This is a genomic window from Hyphomicrobium sp. (assembly GCF_036780825.1).
In the GTDB taxonomy this organism is placed as follows: Bacteria; Pseudomonadota; Alphaproteobacteria; order Rhizobiales; family Hyphomicrobiaceae; genus Hyphomicrobium_C.
Genome location: NZ_DAIQCD010000006.1, coordinates 25,651 through 40,994 on the forward strand (window position 1 = coordinate 25,651; position 15,344 = coordinate 40,994).

Annotated in this window: 16 protein-coding genes and 1 tRNA gene; 3 read left to right on the forward strand and 14 right to left on the reverse strand. The window is 64.0% G+C overall.

Going from position 1 to position 15,344, the window contains the following annotated elements; all coding sequences use genetic code 11:
- Window positions 1-203 precede the first annotated feature (203 nt).
- Both V7P99_RS04470 and V7P99_RS04475 read left to right on the forward strand, forming a co-directional pair.
- Window positions 204-584 (forward strand): TIGR02300 family protein, encoded by a 381-nt coding sequence (locus V7P99_RS04470; RefSeq protein ID WP_333793586.1) that lies wholly within the window; start codon window positions 204-206, stop codon window positions 582-584.
- A gap of 143 nt (window positions 585-727) precedes the next feature.
- Window positions 728-803: transfer RNA gene (locus V7P99_RS04475), tRNA-Ala, on the forward strand.
- A 188-nt stretch (window positions 804-991) separates the two neighbouring features.
- On the opposite strand, the gene V7P99_RS04480 is transcribed toward V7P99_RS04475, so the two are convergent.
- Window positions 992-1,291 carry a hypothetical protein gene (locus V7P99_RS04480; RefSeq protein WP_333793587.1) on the reverse strand — a complete coding sequence of 100 codons (300 nt, stop codon included), beginning with the start codon at window positions 1,289-1,291 and terminating at the stop codon, window positions 992-994.
- A gap of 328 nt (window positions 1,292-1,619) precedes the next feature.
- Between V7P99_RS04480 and V7P99_RS04485 the strand changes: the two genes are divergently transcribed.
- Window positions 1,620-1,958 carry a thioredoxin domain-containing protein gene (locus tag V7P99_RS04485; protein ID WP_333793588.1) on the forward strand — a complete coding sequence of 113 codons (339 nt, stop codon included), beginning with the start codon at window positions 1,620-1,622 and terminating at the stop codon, window positions 1,956-1,958.
- Between the two features lie 31 nt (window positions 1,959-1,989).
- On the opposite strand, the gene V7P99_RS04490 is transcribed toward V7P99_RS04485, so the two are convergent.
- The 13 genes from V7P99_RS04490 to nuoG all read right to left on the reverse strand — a co-directional run bounded on the left by V7P99_RS04490 (window position 1,990) and on the right by nuoG (window position 15,334).
- Entirely contained in the window at window positions 1,990-2,682 is a 693-nt protein-coding gene (locus V7P99_RS04490; protein ID WP_333793589.1) for a class II aldolase/adducin family protein, read from the reverse strand.
- Window positions 2,679-3,782 carry an S-methyl-5-thioribose-1-phosphate isomerase gene (gene mtnA / locus V7P99_RS04495; protein WP_333793590.1) on the reverse strand — a complete coding sequence of 368 codons (1,104 nt, stop codon included), beginning with the start codon at window positions 3,780-3,782 and terminating at the stop codon, window positions 2,679-2,681. Before mtnA ends, V7P99_RS04490 begins: the two co-directional genes overlap by 4 nt.
- A 135-nt stretch (window positions 3,783-3,917) precedes the next feature.
- Window positions 3,918-4,493 carry an adenine phosphoribosyltransferase gene (locus V7P99_RS04500; RefSeq protein ID WP_442909866.1) on the reverse strand — a complete coding sequence of 192 codons (576 nt, stop codon included), beginning with the start codon at window positions 4,491-4,493 and terminating at the stop codon, window positions 3,918-3,920.
- Between the two features lie 222 nt (window positions 4,494-4,715).
- Complete coding sequence (locus V7P99_RS04505; protein ID WP_333793592.1) at window positions 4,716-4,913, reverse strand: CsbD family protein; 198 nt, start codon at window positions 4,911-4,913, stop codon at window positions 4,716-4,718.
- Between the two features lie 58 nt (window positions 4,914-4,971).
- On the reverse strand, window positions 4,972-5,145 hold the full coding sequence (locus V7P99_RS04510; protein ID WP_333793593.1) for a DUF1328 domain-containing protein: 174 nt from the start codon (window positions 5,143-5,145) through the stop codon (window positions 4,972-4,974).
- A 483-nt stretch (window positions 5,146-5,628) separates the two neighbouring features.
- Window positions 5,629-7,086 carry an NADH-quinone oxidoreductase subunit NuoN gene (nuoN, locus tag V7P99_RS04515; protein ID WP_333793594.1) on the reverse strand — a complete coding sequence of 486 codons (1,458 nt, stop codon included), beginning with the start codon at window positions 7,084-7,086 and terminating at the stop codon, window positions 5,629-5,631.
- 12 nt (window positions 7,087-7,098) lie between these two features.
- The gene (locus tag V7P99_RS04520; protein WP_333793657.1) at window positions 7,099-8,586 is read right to left on the reverse strand and encodes an NADH-quinone oxidoreductase subunit M; all 1,488 of its coding nucleotides are present in this window, start codon (window positions 8,584-8,586) and stop codon (window positions 7,099-7,101) included.
- A 2-nt stretch (window positions 8,587-8,588) separates the two neighbouring features.
- Window positions 8,589-10,538 carry an NADH-quinone oxidoreductase subunit L gene (gene nuoL / locus V7P99_RS04525; RefSeq protein WP_333793658.1) on the reverse strand — a complete coding sequence of 650 codons (1,950 nt, stop codon included), beginning with the start codon at window positions 10,536-10,538 and terminating at the stop codon, window positions 8,589-8,591.
- Window positions 10,539-10,611: 73 nt separating this feature from the next.
- A complete protein-coding gene (gene nuoK / locus V7P99_RS04530; RefSeq protein WP_333793595.1) occupies window positions 10,612-10,920 on the reverse strand; it encodes an NADH-quinone oxidoreductase subunit NuoK in 309 nt (102 codons plus the stop codon).
- Between the two features lie 36 nt (window positions 10,921-10,956).
- Window positions 10,957-11,589 carry an NADH-quinone oxidoreductase subunit J gene (locus V7P99_RS04535; RefSeq protein WP_333793596.1) on the reverse strand — a complete coding sequence of 211 codons (633 nt, stop codon included), beginning with the start codon at window positions 11,587-11,589 and terminating at the stop codon, window positions 10,957-10,959.
- A gap of 61 nt (window positions 11,590-11,650) precedes the next feature.
- Window positions 11,651-12,139 (reverse strand): NADH-quinone oxidoreductase subunit NuoI, encoded by a 489-nt coding sequence (nuoI, locus tag V7P99_RS04540; protein ID WP_333793597.1) that lies wholly within the window; start codon window positions 12,137-12,139, stop codon window positions 11,651-11,653.
- Between the two features lie 9 nt (window positions 12,140-12,148).
- Window positions 12,149-13,216, reverse strand: coding sequence for an NADH-quinone oxidoreductase subunit NuoH (gene nuoH / locus V7P99_RS04545; protein ID WP_442909867.1), 1,068 nt, complete (start codon window positions 13,214-13,216; stop codon window positions 12,149-12,151).
- A gap of 15 nt (window positions 13,217-13,231) precedes the next feature.
- Complete coding sequence (nuoG, locus tag V7P99_RS04550) at window positions 13,232-15,334, reverse strand: NADH-quinone oxidoreductase subunit NuoG (protein ID WP_333793598.1); 2,103 nt, start codon at window positions 15,332-15,334, stop codon at window positions 13,232-13,234.
- Window positions 15,335-15,344: the final 10 nt, after the last annotated feature.

Consider the following 15,344-nt stretch of genomic DNA (forward strand, 5'->3'; position numbering starts at 1 on the left):
TGGGCGCCTGACGGTAAGGGCGGGCAACCGGCGGGGGCCGGGCCTCGCGAATTGGAGGAAAAGCCAGGGCATAGAGCCGCCCTATCGGCAAGCTGTCAACGGCGCCCGCCCGTGGTTTCCGGCCCCACTTGCGGAATACGTTTTGACAGCCGAGATGTGCTGTGGCAGACCCCGCTATCCCGATCAAACTGTGAGCAACGGCCATGGCGACGAAGCAAGCGCGCGGCACCAAGCGCACCTGCCAGAGCAGCGAATGCGGTGCTCGGTTTTACGACCTCAACCGCGACCCGATAATATGCCCCATTTGCGGCTCGATTTACGAGCTCGCGTCCTCTCCGCTTGCCGCAGCCGCGGTGAGCGAGGAGAAGCCTCGCCGTAGCCGCAGCAAGGGCGACTATGACGAGAAGCCCGTTGACGGAAACGCTGACGAGGCCGACGACGAGGCACTGCCCGACATCGAAGAGGATGGCGAGGCGATTGGTGCGGACGACGACGAAACCTTCCTCGAGGAAGAGGAAGAAGAGGGCGGCGATGTTTCGAACATCATCGGCGGCCCGGTTTCGGAGAACGACGAAGAGCGCTAAACGGTGGGAGTCCCGCCAGCCGAATTCTTCGGCCGGCGGGCGCCACCTTCTGGCGCACAACTTCGGGCTTGAAGTTTTTTGATGAACGGCCTAATGAGCCGGTCTCCGGAGGCTTCGTCCTCCGCGAACGATCCCAAAGGTAAGGGGCCATAGCTCAGCTGGGAGAGCGCTTGCATGGCATGCAAGAGGTCAGCGGTTCGATCCCGCTTGGCTCCACCATTTTCCTGATAGTCCAACTCTGATGTATCCAGGCGGCGCTGCAGGTCTTGATATCGGCCGCGCGCGAACCCGGGCCCGTGGCAGACTGCCGAGGTGAGCCCGCTCCCACTTGAAATTACGGCTCGTTCAGCGCGGCTTGAAAGTGCGCGACCCGGCTCGCCTTTGGGAGCGGAGCAAATGAACGCTTGTCATTGGTCCGACCGCACGGATACTTTCTCGTGGTGCGTGCGCGTGGTCTCCACGGCGTCAGGCTTTCCCGAAGCGTCCTCGCTCGTCCGCCACAGCAAGCGATCGGTGAATGTTAGGATGTCCACGGCCAGCGTCAGCGGCGGCGCGACGAGAAGATAGAGGATCTTCGTATCGGCGCGGCAGTGCCGCCACTCATGGCGAACGATCCAGAGCGCGCGCCCCACGTAGAATGCAACGAGCCCGAGCAAGATTATCGAGCTCGATACAAGGAACGAGAATCCGGTTGCTTCGTCCGTCACCGTTGATACCGCCAATCCTCACAGTCTCCGCTCATAAAGCTAGCATCGAAATCTGCAGCCGGGGTTCATAGTTTCCCTCGCGCCGGCTCCAACACTAACAACAGTGACTGTGGAAATGCCACCGAAGCGATTCCGCGCCTGCCCGTATTTGGGGAGAACGGGGGAATTGCAGACCGCGAGCTTCGCCCCGTGCTTATGATGGCGCCTGCCGGCCCATGGCTGGTCCGGAAGCTGCAATTGTGCCGTTATGCGCAAGATATCGTCCACATTGGCCCTGCTCGGCTGTCTCGGAATGGGAGGGATCGCCCTGTGCGTCCCATCCGGACACGTGGCTGCTTATCGTGCCGGCGTGCCGGCTGGTGCGGCAGAAAGCCTGCCCACAGGCATCGAGCTGATCGCCTTCGAAGCGCCGGGTTGCCGATATTGCCCGGTGTTCCGCCGGGACGTCGCCCCGAGCTATGCGGGTTCCCTGGCGGGCAAGACGGCACCGCTGCGCTTCGTCGACATCAATGACCGGACTATGGAAAGCTTGAAGCTCGCGAGCCCCGTCACGGTGGTGCCGACCTTGGTTCTGGTTCGAGATGGCGTCGAGATCGGCCGCATTGCGGGTCATGTCGGACGCGAGAGCATGCACCACATCCTGGCCACCATGCTTCCGCGGCCATAGCAAGGCCCCTGCCTCTCGGCTGGCGCTCCGCTCATTCGTCTGGAGCGTTCCGTCCGTAGCTTTTGAAGAGTTCGAGCACGGTTTTCATCTCGCCTTCTGGAAGCAGAACCGGCGGGCCAAGCGCCAGCACCTTGATGTACTGTTCAGCCAGCATCTCCACATCCTGCGCCAGCTCGAGCGCCTCGGGCAGCGTCCTGCCAAGCGCAATCGCGCCGTGATGGGCCATCAGGCAGGCCTGCCGGTCCGCAAGGCACGCGGCGACGTGGCGCGCCAGCGCCTCGCTGCCGAAGGTCGCGTAAGGGGCGATGGGAATGTCGCTGCCCCCTGCCGTCGCCACCATGTAGTGGAAGGCCGGAATCGGGCGGCCGGCGCAGGCGAGCACCACGGCATGCGTCGAATGTGTGTGCACCACCGCGCCCATGTCAGGGCGTGTTCGGTAGGCAGCGACATGGAGCGGCCATTCGCTGGAAGGTTTGCGCCGTGCTTGCGGTACATTTCCGTCGAGCGTGACAAAAACAATGTCCTCGGGCCCGATCTCCTCGTAGACGAGCCCGGTCGGCGTGATCAGCATGCCCTCGCCAAAGCGGGCGGAGACGTTTCCGGAACGGCCGGGTGAAAGCCCGCTGCGGCTCATGGTGAGCGCCGTCGCCAGGACGAGACGGCGCACCTGCGCTTCGTCGTGTGTTGGGGCGTCGCCGGCTGCGCTTCGGCCGCTGCGGGTCACGAGGCCGCCTCCAAGCGTTCCGGATAGAGTGAGAGCAGACCGTTGCGATTTGCCGGCGCGATGCCCCTCTCGGTTATGAGCCCGGTGACGAGGCGTGCCGGCGTCACGTCGAAGGCTGGGTTCGCGGCCGGAGTTCCTGGCGCCGTGAGGGCAACGCGCGCGATGGCCCCATCATCGAGCTGCCCCTGCATCAGCAGCACCTCGTCCGCGTTGCGTTCCTCGATCGGAATGTCGCCGCCGGAGGCGAGCTGCCAGTCGATCGTCGAGTAAGGCAGGGCAACATAGAACGGCACGCCGGTATCATGCGCGGCAAGCGCCTTGAGATAGGTGCCGATCTTGTTGGCCACGTCTCCGTTCGCAGCTACGCGGTCGGCGCCCACGATGCAGAGATCCACTTGGCCGCGCTGCATCAGATGGCCACCGGCGTTATCGGCGATCAGCGTGTGTGGCACGCCGTGCCCATTGAGCTCGAATGCCGTCAGCGCAGCGCCCTGATTGCGCGGGCGCGTCTCGCCCACCCACACATGCACGGGAATGCCGGCGTCATGGGCGTGATAGATCGGCGAGGTGGCCGTGCCCCAATCGACGCATGCGAGCCACCCGGCATTGCAGTGCGTGAGAATGTTGACCGGCGCGCCATCGGCCTTCGCCGCGGCGATGGAACGGATCAGGCCGAGCCCATGCACGCCGATCGAGCGGCACGTCTCGACATCATCCTCCGCAATCGCCTGTGCCTTTGCGAATGCGGCGCCGGCGCGCTCTTCGGTAGGAAGAGGCATCACTGCTCCGCGCACTTCGTCGAGCGCCCATCTGAGGTTCACGGCTGTGGGCCGCTGCTTAGCAAGAAAAGCTGTCGCCTCATCGATCCCGCGGTCCGAAGCGTCGCGCTGGATCGCGATCGCAAGGCCGTAGGCAGCCGCCGCGCCAATGAGCGGTGCCCCGCGCACCTGCATGCTGAGAATGGCGTGGGCGGCGTCCTCGACGGTCCTGAGCGTCACCGTCTCGAGTCGATGCGGCAGCCGCGTCTGGTCGATGATGACCGCGGATGCGCCGTCTGCGCCCGGCCAGATCGTCCGATAGGATTTGCCGTCGATTTTCATGCGCCGTCTCCTCAAGCCGCCACCGGGCCGGCAAGACGATAGCATCCTGCGTGTGCCCTGCCGAATGATCGGCGCAACGGCGCCGTTGCGCCAGCCAGCGTGGGTGTCTTGAGCGTGATCGTTTGAGGCGGGCGCTCAGTGTCCCTCGAAGGCCACGAGCGCCTGGCAGTTGATGCCGTGGCCTTTGAGAAGCGCGAGCCCCCCGAGATCGGACAGGTCGATGATGAAGGTCGCGCCCACGATCGTGCCTCCGCTGCGCCGCACGAGCTTGACGGCTGCTTCAGCCGTGCCGCCCGTCGCGATCAGGTCGTCGACGATTAGGATCCGCTGGCCCGGAGCGAGGGCGTCCTCGTGGATCTCGATGACATCGACGCCATATTCCAGCGAGTATTCCTGCCCGATGGTTTTCCACGGCAGCTTGCCCTTCTTGCGGATCGGAATAAAGCCGCAGCCGAGGCGGTCGGCAATCGCTCCGCCAAGAATGAAGCCGCGGGCTTCGATCCCGGCCACCGCATCGATGGGAAGCCCGCGGAACGGCTCGGCCATCTGTGTGACGGCGGCCTTGAGACCCTGCGCATCGCCGAAAAGGGTCGTCACATCCCGGAACAGGATCCCGGGTTTGGGATAATCAGGAATGGTACGTATCAGCCCCTTGAGCTCTTGCAAGAGCGCCTCCCCATCGAAGCCCGATAAAATGAACCGGCAATCCATGCCTCGAAATAGACCCGCTGATGAAAGCGCAGCGGCCTGCGCCATCGTCTGTGAAATAACCTATCTCAACTTTCGGTTAACGTTCGATGCCAGCGTTTGCAATTACGCCTTCGAGGTGACGGGGAGATTGCGCGTCAGTGCAAAAAAAAGCGCCGGCGAAGAGGGGCGCCGGCGCAGTTTCAAGAGACCGGCTTTTCGCCGGCTTGTTGTTCGTGGAAAGCCTCAGAGCGACTTCGACCAGTCGTCGAGCTCCTTCTTCACCTGATCCTTGCCGTATCCGTAACGCTCCTGGATGCGGCCCTCGAGCTGATCGCGTTGGCCGTTGATGACGGCAAGATCGTCGTCCGTCAGCTTTCCCCACCGTTCCTTCACTTGGCCGGAAAACTGCTTCCAGTTGCCTTCGATACGATCCCAATTCATGACTATCTCCTCATTTCGATTTCGAAACTATGGAAGGCTCGTTCGGCGCCAAATCGTGTCATGCGCGTCGGATAAAATTCAGAACGAGCGAGATCACGAGAAACACGATGGCCACCCAGAAGAGCAGTCTCGCGCCTTCCATCGCCGTACCGGCGACTCCGCCGAAACCCAGAAATCCAGCAATGAGTGCGACCACGAGAAAGACGATGGCCCAATGTAACAAGTTCCCCATCCGCGACTCCTGAGTTTCCGATATCAGCGGCTCTCCGCCGAAAAGGTGAGTTCCAAAGACACGTCACGGTCTAGAAAAAGTCTTTTGATGAAAGAACCTGCATCCGTGACCGCATAAAAAACGCGGTCGCCCGGAATTGGTTCCGCGTGCGGCTGGCGCTGGAGCCGGCGTCAATCGGAGAGTTGCGCTATGAGATGCGGCCGCGCGCGAGGCTTTCTAGAGCCTGATCGTTTGAGGCGGATGCGGACACGCATTCACCGAGAACGTGAATCGGTCTCGCAAAATAAAAACTTAGAGCGCGTTCACGTCGCGCAATCCGATTCCTATAAGAATGAACGCGCTCTATCGCATGTTCACGCGGGCGTGCACGCTCGGGATTGATCCGTGTTTTCGATAGAGCGCGGCCGTGTCTGTCGCGCATTCATGCAGCGTGACACACACTTCAAGCCGCTCATCTCGTCAGATGCGCAATCCCATGCGGAGTTACGGTAAAGCTATCGTTGCCTGCAGCGACTTGGCGGCCGCCGCGGCAGCATCGATGAGCGGCCCCGGGTAGGCGGCATAGAGAACCACGAACAGGCCTGTCGCGATGATGACGCCGCGCACGTAAGGCGCCGTCCCCGTGAAGCGTGGCTTGGCCTCATCGAAGAACATCACCTTGATGATGCGCAGATAGTAGAACGCGCTGATGACACTGGTCAGCACGCCGAGAATCGCGAGCCCGTAAAGCTCTGCCTTCACCGCTGCGGCGAAGACGTAGAACTTGGCGAAGAAGCCTGCGAGCGGCGGCACGCCCGCCAGAGAGAACAGCAGCATGGCGAGAAAGAACGCCATCGGGAGGTTCGTCTGCGCAAGGCCCGCGAGCTCGTAGATGTCCTCGACTGGCCCATCCTCGCGGCGCATGGCGAGGATGCAGGCGAAGGTGCCGAGCGTCATCACGAGATAGATGGCGAGATAAACGAGCAGCGATTCGACGCCGGCCCCGCTGCCGGCCGAAAGCCCGACGAGGGCATAGCCGACGTGGCCGATCGACGAATACGCCATGAGGCGTTTGAAGTTCGTTTGCCCGATGGCGGCGAACGCGCCGAGCAGCATGGAGGCAATGGAAAGGAAGATCACGATCTTCTGCCACTGCACGAAGAGCCCGCCGAAGCCGTCGAAGAGCACGCGGGCGAGCAGCGCCAACGCCGCAAGTTTCGGTGCCGCGGCAAAGAAGGCTGTGATCGGCGTTGGCGCGCCCTCATAGACGTCGGGCGTCCACATGTGGAAGGGCACGGCCGAGATCTTGAACGCAAGGCCGACGAGCAGGAACACGAGGCCTGCTATAAGGCCGATGTTGGTGGCAGCGTCGGGCGCGGAAGCGGCGGCCTGAAGCCCCTCGAAGGAGGTCGTGCCGGCAAACCCGTAGAGCAGCGAGGCGCCGTAGAGCAGCATGCCGGACGAGAGCGCGCCGAGTACGAAGTACTTGAGGCCCGCTTCGCTCGAGCGCACCTCGTCGCGGCGAATGGCTGCCAGCACATAGAGCGCGAGGCTCTGCAACTCGAGGCTGATGTAGAGCGAAAGCAGGTCCGAGGCCGAGACCATCAGCATCATGCCGACGGTTGCCAGCACGATGAGGACCGGGATCTCGAAGCGCGCCGCGCGCGCGCGGCGGAAGTCGTCGAACGAGAGCAGGATCGCAACCGCCGAGCCGGCGAGCACGAGCAGCTTCATGAAGCGCGCGAAGATATCTGAAACGAATGCGCCCTGGAAGGCGCTCTGGTCGCCGGTCTGCGTGGCGACGAGCACGCCCGTGATGGCGAGCAGCGCGATGGCGAGCCATCCGGTCGTATCCCGGCGCCCGTCCTGGTCACCGCCGAAGGCACCGATCATCAGGAGACCCATGGAGCCGAGTGCGAGGAAGATCTCGGGCAGGGCGGCGATGGCGTTAAGCTCGGACATTGAGCGGATCCTTTATTGCGCAACCGCCGCGGCCTGGCTCGCTGCCTCGAGCGAGCCGACGAGCGCTTTCACGGAGACGGCGGTCACGTCGAGAATGGGGGCCGGGTAGAAGCCGAACAGGATCGTGAGCAGCACGAGCGGGGCCAGTATTGCGATCTCACGCGCGCTGAGGTCGCTGATGCCCTTGAGAGACGGCTTCTCGAGCTGCCCGAAGATCATGCGCCGATAGAGATAGAGCGCATACGAGGCCGAGAGAATGATCCCCGTCGTCGCGAAGAAGGCGACGTAGGTGTTGACCTTGAACGAAGCGAGCAGCGTCAGGAACTCGCCGACGAAGCCGGACGTTCCCGGAAGGCCGACGTTGCCCATGGTGAACACCATGAAGACCGCCGCATAGATCGGCATGCGCTCGGCGAGCCCGCCGTAGGCCTTGATCTCGCGCGTGTGCAGCCGGTCGTAGACGACGCCGACACAGAGGAACAGGGCGGACGAGATGAGCCCGTGCGACAGCATCTGGAAGATGGCGCCGTCGAGGCCCTGCTGCGTGAAGGTGAAGATGCCCATGGTCACGAAGCCCATGTGGGCGACGGACGAATAGGCAATCAGCTTCTTCATGTCATCCTGCACGAGCGCGATCATCGAGGTGGCCACGATGGCGACCACCGAGAGCGCGAATACGAAGGGCGCGAGCTGGGCGCTCGCCTCCGGGAACATCGGCAGCGAGAAGCGCAGGAACCCGTAGCCGCCCATCTTGAGCAGGATGCCCGCCAGGATGACCGAGCCCGCCGTCGGCGCCTCGACGTGCGCGTCCGGCAGCCACGTATGCACCGGCCACATCGGCATCTTGACCGCGAAGGACGCGAAGAACGCCAGCCACAGCCAGAACTGCATATCGGACGGGAACTGCGTCGTCATCAGCGTCGGGATATCGGTGGTGCCCGTGTGCCAGTACATGGCCATCATGGCGAGCAGCATTAGCACCGAGCCGAGGAACGTATAGAGGAAGAACTTGAAGCTCGCGTAGACGCGCCGCGGTCCGCCCCACACGCCGATGATCAGGAACATCGGGATCAGGCCGCCCTCGAAGAACAGGTAGAAGAGCACGAGATCGAGCGCGCAGAAGACGCCGATCATCAGCGTCTCGAGCACGAGGAATGCGATCATGTATTCCTTGACCCGGTCCCCGATGGCCTCCCACGAGGCCAGGATGCAGAGCGGCATCAGGAACGTGGTCAGGATGACGAACAGCATGGAGATGCCGTCGACGCCCATCTTGTACTTGATGGGCCCGAGCCATTCGCGTTCCTCGACGAACTGGAACGCCGGCGTCGAGGGATCGAAGTTGATCCAGATGGCGAGCGAGATGACGAACGTGATGAGCGTCGTCCACAGCGCCGTATAACGGATGTTCTGCACCGCCTCGCGCGAGAGCAGAGCGATGAAGAGTGCGCCTGCCAGCGGCAGGAACGTCACCAGCGATAGGATCGGCGCGTCCTGGATGTTCATGGCGCTCCCCCGCCGCCAGCGAGAATGAAGTAGGTGAGAAGAACCGCCACGCCGACCAGCATGGCGAAGGCGTAGTGGTACATGTAGCCCGTCTGCAGCCGCACGACGCGCCCGGTTCCCCACAGCACGCTCTTTGCCGTGCCGTCGATGGTGCCGTCGATCACGGCGCCGTCGACGCCCCTCCAGAGCAGGCGGCCGATGGCGAACGTCGGGCGTACGAAGATGCGGTCATAGAGCTCGTCGAAGTACCACTTGTTGAGCAGGAACAGGTAGATCGGCCGGAACGCGCGGGCCGTCGCCGCCGGCAGGCCTGGCACGAGCACGTAATAGATCACCGCCAGGCCGAGCCCTGCGAGCATTGCGATCGCCGGCGCCCACATCACCCACGCCGGCACTTCGTGCATGTGGTGGCGGATGTCCTTGCCCGGCGCCTCGTAGAGCGCGGTGCGCCAGAAGTCCGCATACCCGTCGCCGATGAACACATGCGTGAAGGCCACGCCCGCGATCACGGCGCCCGCTGCGAGAACGAGGAGCGGGATGAGCATCACCCACGGGCTTTCGTGTGCGTGCTCGTAGGTGTGAGCGTCGGCACGCGTCTCGCCATGGAAGGTCAGGAACATGAGGCGCCAGGAATAGAACGAGGTCATGAAAGCAGCGATGACGAGCCCCCAGAACGCGAAGTTGCTCGGAGTGTGGGCGGCGTAGGCGGCTTCGATGATGGCGTCTTTCGAATGGAAGCCGGCAAAGCCCGCAAGCTGCGGAATGCCGACGCCGGTGAGCGCCAGCGTGCCGATCAGCATCATGGCCCACGTGATCGGCAGCTTCTGCCGGAGGCCGCCCATGCGGCGCATGTCCTGCTCGTGGTGCATGCCGTGGATGACGGAGCCCGCACCGAGGAACAGGAGCGCCTTGAAGAAGGCATGGGTGAAGAGGTGGAAGATGCCAGCCGAATAGGCGCCGACGCCGCAGGCGACGAACATATAGCCGAGCTGCGAGCACGTTGAGTAGGCGATGACTCGCTTGATGTCATTTTGCACGAGGCCGATCGTGGCGGCGAAGAAGGCCGTGATGGTGCCGATGACGACGACGACCTCGAGCGCCGTTGGCGCCAGCTCGAAGACGGGCGAGAGGCGTGCCACCATGAACACGCCGGCGGTGACCATGGTCGCGGCATGGATCAGCGCCGAGACCGGCGTCGGGCCTTCCATGGCGTCCGGCAGCCAGGTGTGCAGCAGGAATTGCGCGGACTTGCCCATCGCGCCCATGAAGAGCAGGAGCGCGATGAGGGTGAGCACGTCCACCTCATAGCCGAGGAAGCTCAGGGTTTTACCGGTGAGGTCCGGCGCGGCCGCGAACACGGCGTCGAGATTGATCGAGTTCGTCATCGCGAACAGGGCGAAAATGCCGAGCGCGAACCCGAAGTCGCCGACGCGGTTGACGACGAACGCCTTGATGGCTGCCGCATTGGCCTCGGGCTTCTTGTACCAGAACCCGATCAGGAGATACGAGGCGAGGCCGACGCCCTCCCAGCCGAAGAACATCTGCACGAGATTATCGCTGGTGACGAGCGCCAGCATGGCGAAGGTGAAGAGCGACAGATAGGCGAAGAACCGCGGGCGGCTGTCGTCCTCGTGCATGTAGCCGATGGAGTAGAGGTGCACGAGCGCCGAGACGGTGGTGACCACCACCAGCATGACGCTCGTCAGCGTGTCGATGCGCAGCGACCACGCGGTGTCGAGCTCGCCCGATGTGATCCAGCGCAGGAGTGGCACGCGCGCCGTCTCTCCGCCGAAACCCACCTGAACGAACACGATCCACGACAGGAGCGCGGAGACCATCAAAAGCGACGTCGTGATGATCTCGGAGGGGCGCGGGCCCAGGGCGCGGCCGAACAGCCCCGCGATCAGCGCACCGGCGAGCGGCAGCAAAACAATGAGCGTATAGATCATGAGGACATCTCACCCTGGGGCGAGGGCGCAGCCGGCGGCCATCCCCCGTCAAGCCGAAGACCCATCGCGCTCATCCCTTCATCATGTTGATGTCCTCAACCGCGATGGAGCCGCGGTTGCGGAAATAGACGACGATGATGGCGAGGCCGATGGCGGCCTCGGCCGCTGCGACCGTCAGCACGAACAGCGCGAACACTTGGCCCACGAGGTCGGCGTGAAAATGCGAAAGAGCCACGAAGTTGATGTTGACGGCGAGCAGCATCAGCTCGATCGACATCAGGATGACGATCACGTTCTTCCGGTTGAGGAAGATGCCGAACATGCCGAGCGTGAAGAGGCACGCGGCGACCGTAAGGTAGTGTCCGAGCCCGATCTCCATGACCTTGCCTCTTGAATCCCCCTGCTAAGCGCCGCGTTAGTGTCTGGCCGGTGCGTCAGGAATGACGCTTTCGCCCGACGCGACCTTGACCATCTCGACGGCCGTCTCCGGTCCGCGTGCCACCTGCTCGGCAACCGACTGACGCTTGACGCCGGTCTTGTGCCGGAGCGTCAGAACGATGGCGCCGATCATCGCGACCAGAAGCACGAGCCCCGCCGCCTGGAAGAAGAAGACGTATTTCGTATAGAGAACTTGGCCGAGCGCTTCGGTGTTGGTGATGCCGGGTGGGATGGGTGACGCAAGTGTCTCCGGCGCCGCCGGCCCCACGCCGTGGGCGACGAAGAGGGCCACCAGCTCGGCAAGCACCACGCCGCCGACCAGAAGACCCACCGGCGCATTTCTGATGAAGCCCGCGCGCAGCGCCGCGAAGTCGACGTCGAGCATCATGACGACGAACAGGAACAGCACCGCCACCGCGCCGACATAGACGATCACCAGCAGCATGGCCAGGAACTCGGCGCCGAGCAGGATGAAGAGGCCGGCTGCGTTGAAGAAGGTGAGGATCAGGAACAGCACGGCGTGAACCGGGTTCTTCGCGACAATCACCAGCGTCCCGGCGACGAGCGCCAGGATCGCAAACAAATAGAAGAAGAACGCCGTCAGTGCCATTCCGTCCCCGCTTCTCCTCTCCCGTCGAGAGAGGAACGCTTCGTCTCCCCGCGCGCAGCCGTCACCGATAGGGCGCGTCGAGCGCGATGTTCTTCGCGATCTCGCGCTCCCAGCGGTCGCCGTTGGCGAGCAGGCGCTCCTTGTTGTAGTAGAGTTCTTCCCGCGTCTCGGTCGCGAACTCGAAGTTCGGTCCTTCCACGATGGCATCCACCGGGCAGGCCTCCTGGCACAGGCCGCAGTAGATGCACTTCACCATGTCGATATCGTAGCGCGTCGTGCGCCGCGTCCCGTCGTTGCGGCGCGGCCCGGCCTCGATGGTGATGGCCTGCGCCGGGCAGATCGCTTCGCATAGCTTACAGGCGATGCAGCGCTCCTCGCCGTTGGGATAGCGCCGGAGCGCATGCTCGCCGCGGAAGCGCGGAGAGAGCGGCCCCTTTTCGAACGGATAGTTGAGCGTCTTCTTGGGCGCGAAGAAATAGCGCATCGTCAGGAAGAACGCCGTGACGAATTCCGTGAGGAACAGCGATTTCAGCCCTTGGGCCGTCCGCATGGCCTTCTCCTATGCCGATCTCAGGATCTGCAACACGCCCGCGACGACGACCACCATGGCCAGCGAGAGCGGCAGAAACACCTTCCATCCCAGCCGCATCAGCTGGTCGTAGCGATAGCGCGGCACGATCGCCTTGGCCATTGCGATCAGGAAGAAGATGAAGACGGTCTTGATTGCGAACCAGAAGATTCCCGGCACCGCATTCAACGGCCAGATATCGAGGGGCGGCAGCCAGCCGCCGAGGAACAGGATGGTCGTCAGCGCGCACATGGCGACGATCGACACATATTCTCCGAGCATGAACAGGAGGTACGGCGTCGAGGAGTATTCGACCATGAACCCGGCGACGAGCTCGCTCTCGGCCTCGACGAGGTCGAACGGCGGACGGTTCGTCTCGGCGAGCACCGAGACAAAGAAGACGATGAACATTGGAAACAGCGGCACCCAGTGCCAGTCGAGTGCCGACGCCGGCAGCCCGACACGGGAGCCGAGGCCCGACGTCTGCGCCATCACGATATCGCCGAGGTTGAGCGAGCCGACCAGCAGCAGAACCGTGATGATGACGAAGCCGAGCGAGACCTCGTAGGAGATCATCTGCGCCGCGGAGCGGAGGCTGCCCATGAACGGATATTTCGAGTTCGACGCCCAGCCGCCCATGATGATGCCGTAGACGGCGAGCGAGGAGATGGCGAGGAGGAAGAGGATGCCGACGTTGAGGTCGGCGATCACCCAGATGCCCCACGAGTTCTGGTTGAGCGGGATCACCGCCCAGGCGGCCAGCGCGAATGTGGCGGTGGCAAGCGGCGCCAGCAGGAACACGCCCTTGTCGGCGCCGGCCGGGATCACAGGCTCCTTGAAGACAAACTTCAAAAGATCCGCAAACGACTGAAACAAGCCGAACGGACCGACGACGTTCGGGCCGCGCCGCATCTGCACGGCTGCCCACACCTTGCGGTCCATGAGCAGCAGGAAGGCGATGCTGATAAGCAGGCCGACGAGCACGAGCAGCGACAGGCCGACCGTGATCGCGAGCCACAGGCCGTAGTCCCAGAGCATGGAGAAGGTCTCGCTCGACATTGCGGGCTTGAGCTCCTATTCGGCCGCGGCCAGGCCGGACTGCTTGCCGGCGGCCTTCTTGATGGCGCTCATTTCGGCCATGACGGCGGAAGCGCGCGCGATCGGGTTTGTCAGGTAGAAATCGTGAATCGCGTTGCGGAACGGCTCGTCCTTGAGCGTGCCCGTGCCGTTCGCCAGGCTGGCGATGGCGTCGCCTGGCGCGGCCGTCACGCGGTCCAGCGCGGCCAGCGTCGGCGCGTGGCGGTACATGGCGGCGCGCAGCACGTTGATCGAGTCGTAGGGGAGCGTGTGCCCGACGAGCGGCGACAGCGCGCGGATGATGGTCCAGTCCTCGCGGGCGTCGCCCGGCGGGAAGGCGGCCCGCGCTGTCATCTGCGCACGGCCCTCGGTGTTGACGTAGGTGGCGCTCTTCTCGGCATAGGCCGCGCCCGGGAAGATCACGTCGGCCCGGTGCGCGCCGGCATCGCCATGGCTTCCCTGGTAGACGACGAACGTCTTGCCGAGCCGGCTCATGTCGATGTCGTCGGCGCCGAGCAGGAACAGGACGTCCAGCTCGCCTTTCTCGGCTGCCGCGACGAAGCTCTCGACACCGGTTGCGTCCGGCGTCTCCGGCACGAAGCCGAGGTCAAGCCCGGCGACGCGCGAAGCCGCCGTATGCAGCACGTTGAACGCGTTCCACGACGCATCCTTGCCGGCCGCCACCCGGGCGGCTGCGGCCAGCACCGCGCGTCCATCCTCGCGGGCGATGGCGCCAGCGCCGACGATCACCATCGGCGCCTTGGCCTCGGCGAGCGTTTTGGCGAAGGCGTGCTTGCCGTCAGCGACCTCGGCCAGCGTCTGTCCGCCCGCGCCGAGATACTCGTAAGGATAGGTGAGGTCGGCCTCTTCGCCGATGACGCCGACGGTGAGCCCGCCCTGGCGCCAGCGCTTACGGATGCGCGCGTTGAGCACGGCGGCCTCGAGGCGCGGGTTGCTGCCGATGAGCAGGATCGCGTCGGCGCGCTCGATGCCTTCGATGGTCGTATTGAAGACGTAGCTTGCCCGTCCGAGTGCCGGATCGAGCTTGGCGCCGTCCTCGCGGCAGTCGACGTTTTTCGAGCCGAGGTGCTGGAAGAGGTCTTTGAGCGCATACATCTCTTCCGCGCCTGCCAGCGGGCCGGCAATGGCGGCGATGCGTGCGGCGGAAGCGCCCTTGAGCTTCTCGGCCACGGCGGCCAGCGCATCCGGCCAAGTCGCGGGCTCGAGGCGGCCGTTGCGGCGGATATAGGGCTGGTCGAGGCGCTGCGTCCGCAGGCCGTCCGCCACGTGGCGCGTCTTGTCGGAGATCCACTCTTCGTTCACGGCGTCGTTGTTGCGCGGCAGGATGCGCATCACCTCGCGCCCGCGCGTATCGATGCGGATCGCCGAACCCACAGCGTCCATGACGTCGACGCTCTCGGTCTTTCTCAGCTCCCACGGCCGCGCGTTGTGCGCCCACGGTCGGTGCGTGAGCGCGCCGACGGGACAGAGATCGTTCACGTTGGCGCTCATCTCCGAGAGGATGCCACGCTCGAGGTAGGTGGTGATCTCCATGTCCTCGCCGCGGCCGATGGCGCCGAGCTCCTCGACGCCCGCCACCTCGGTCATGAAACGGACGCAGCGCGTGCAGTGGATGCAGCGCGTCATCGCCGTCTTGATCAGAGGGCCGAGATACTTCTCCTCGACGGCGCGCTTGTTTTCTGCGAAGCGCGAGCCGCCCGAGCCGTAGGCGATGGCCTGGTCCTGCAGGTCACATTCACCGCCCTGATCGCAGATCGGGCAGTCGAGCGGGTGATTGATGAGCAGGAATTCCATCACTCCTTCGCGCGCTTTTCTGACGGAGGCGCTCTGCGTGGAGATGACTTTCGGCGAATTGTCCTTGTTCGGCGGTAGGTCGTTGACGCCCATGGCACACGACGCGATCGGCTTCGGGCTGCCCTGCACCTCGACGAGGCACATGCGGCAGTTGCCGGCGATCGACAGACGCTCGTGATAGCAGAAGCGCGGAATCTCGGCACCGGCCAGCTCGCACGCCTGCAAAAGCGTGATGCCGTCCTCCACCTCGATCAGCTTGCCGTCGATGATGAGCTGCTTCGGCATGGTCTCAGCC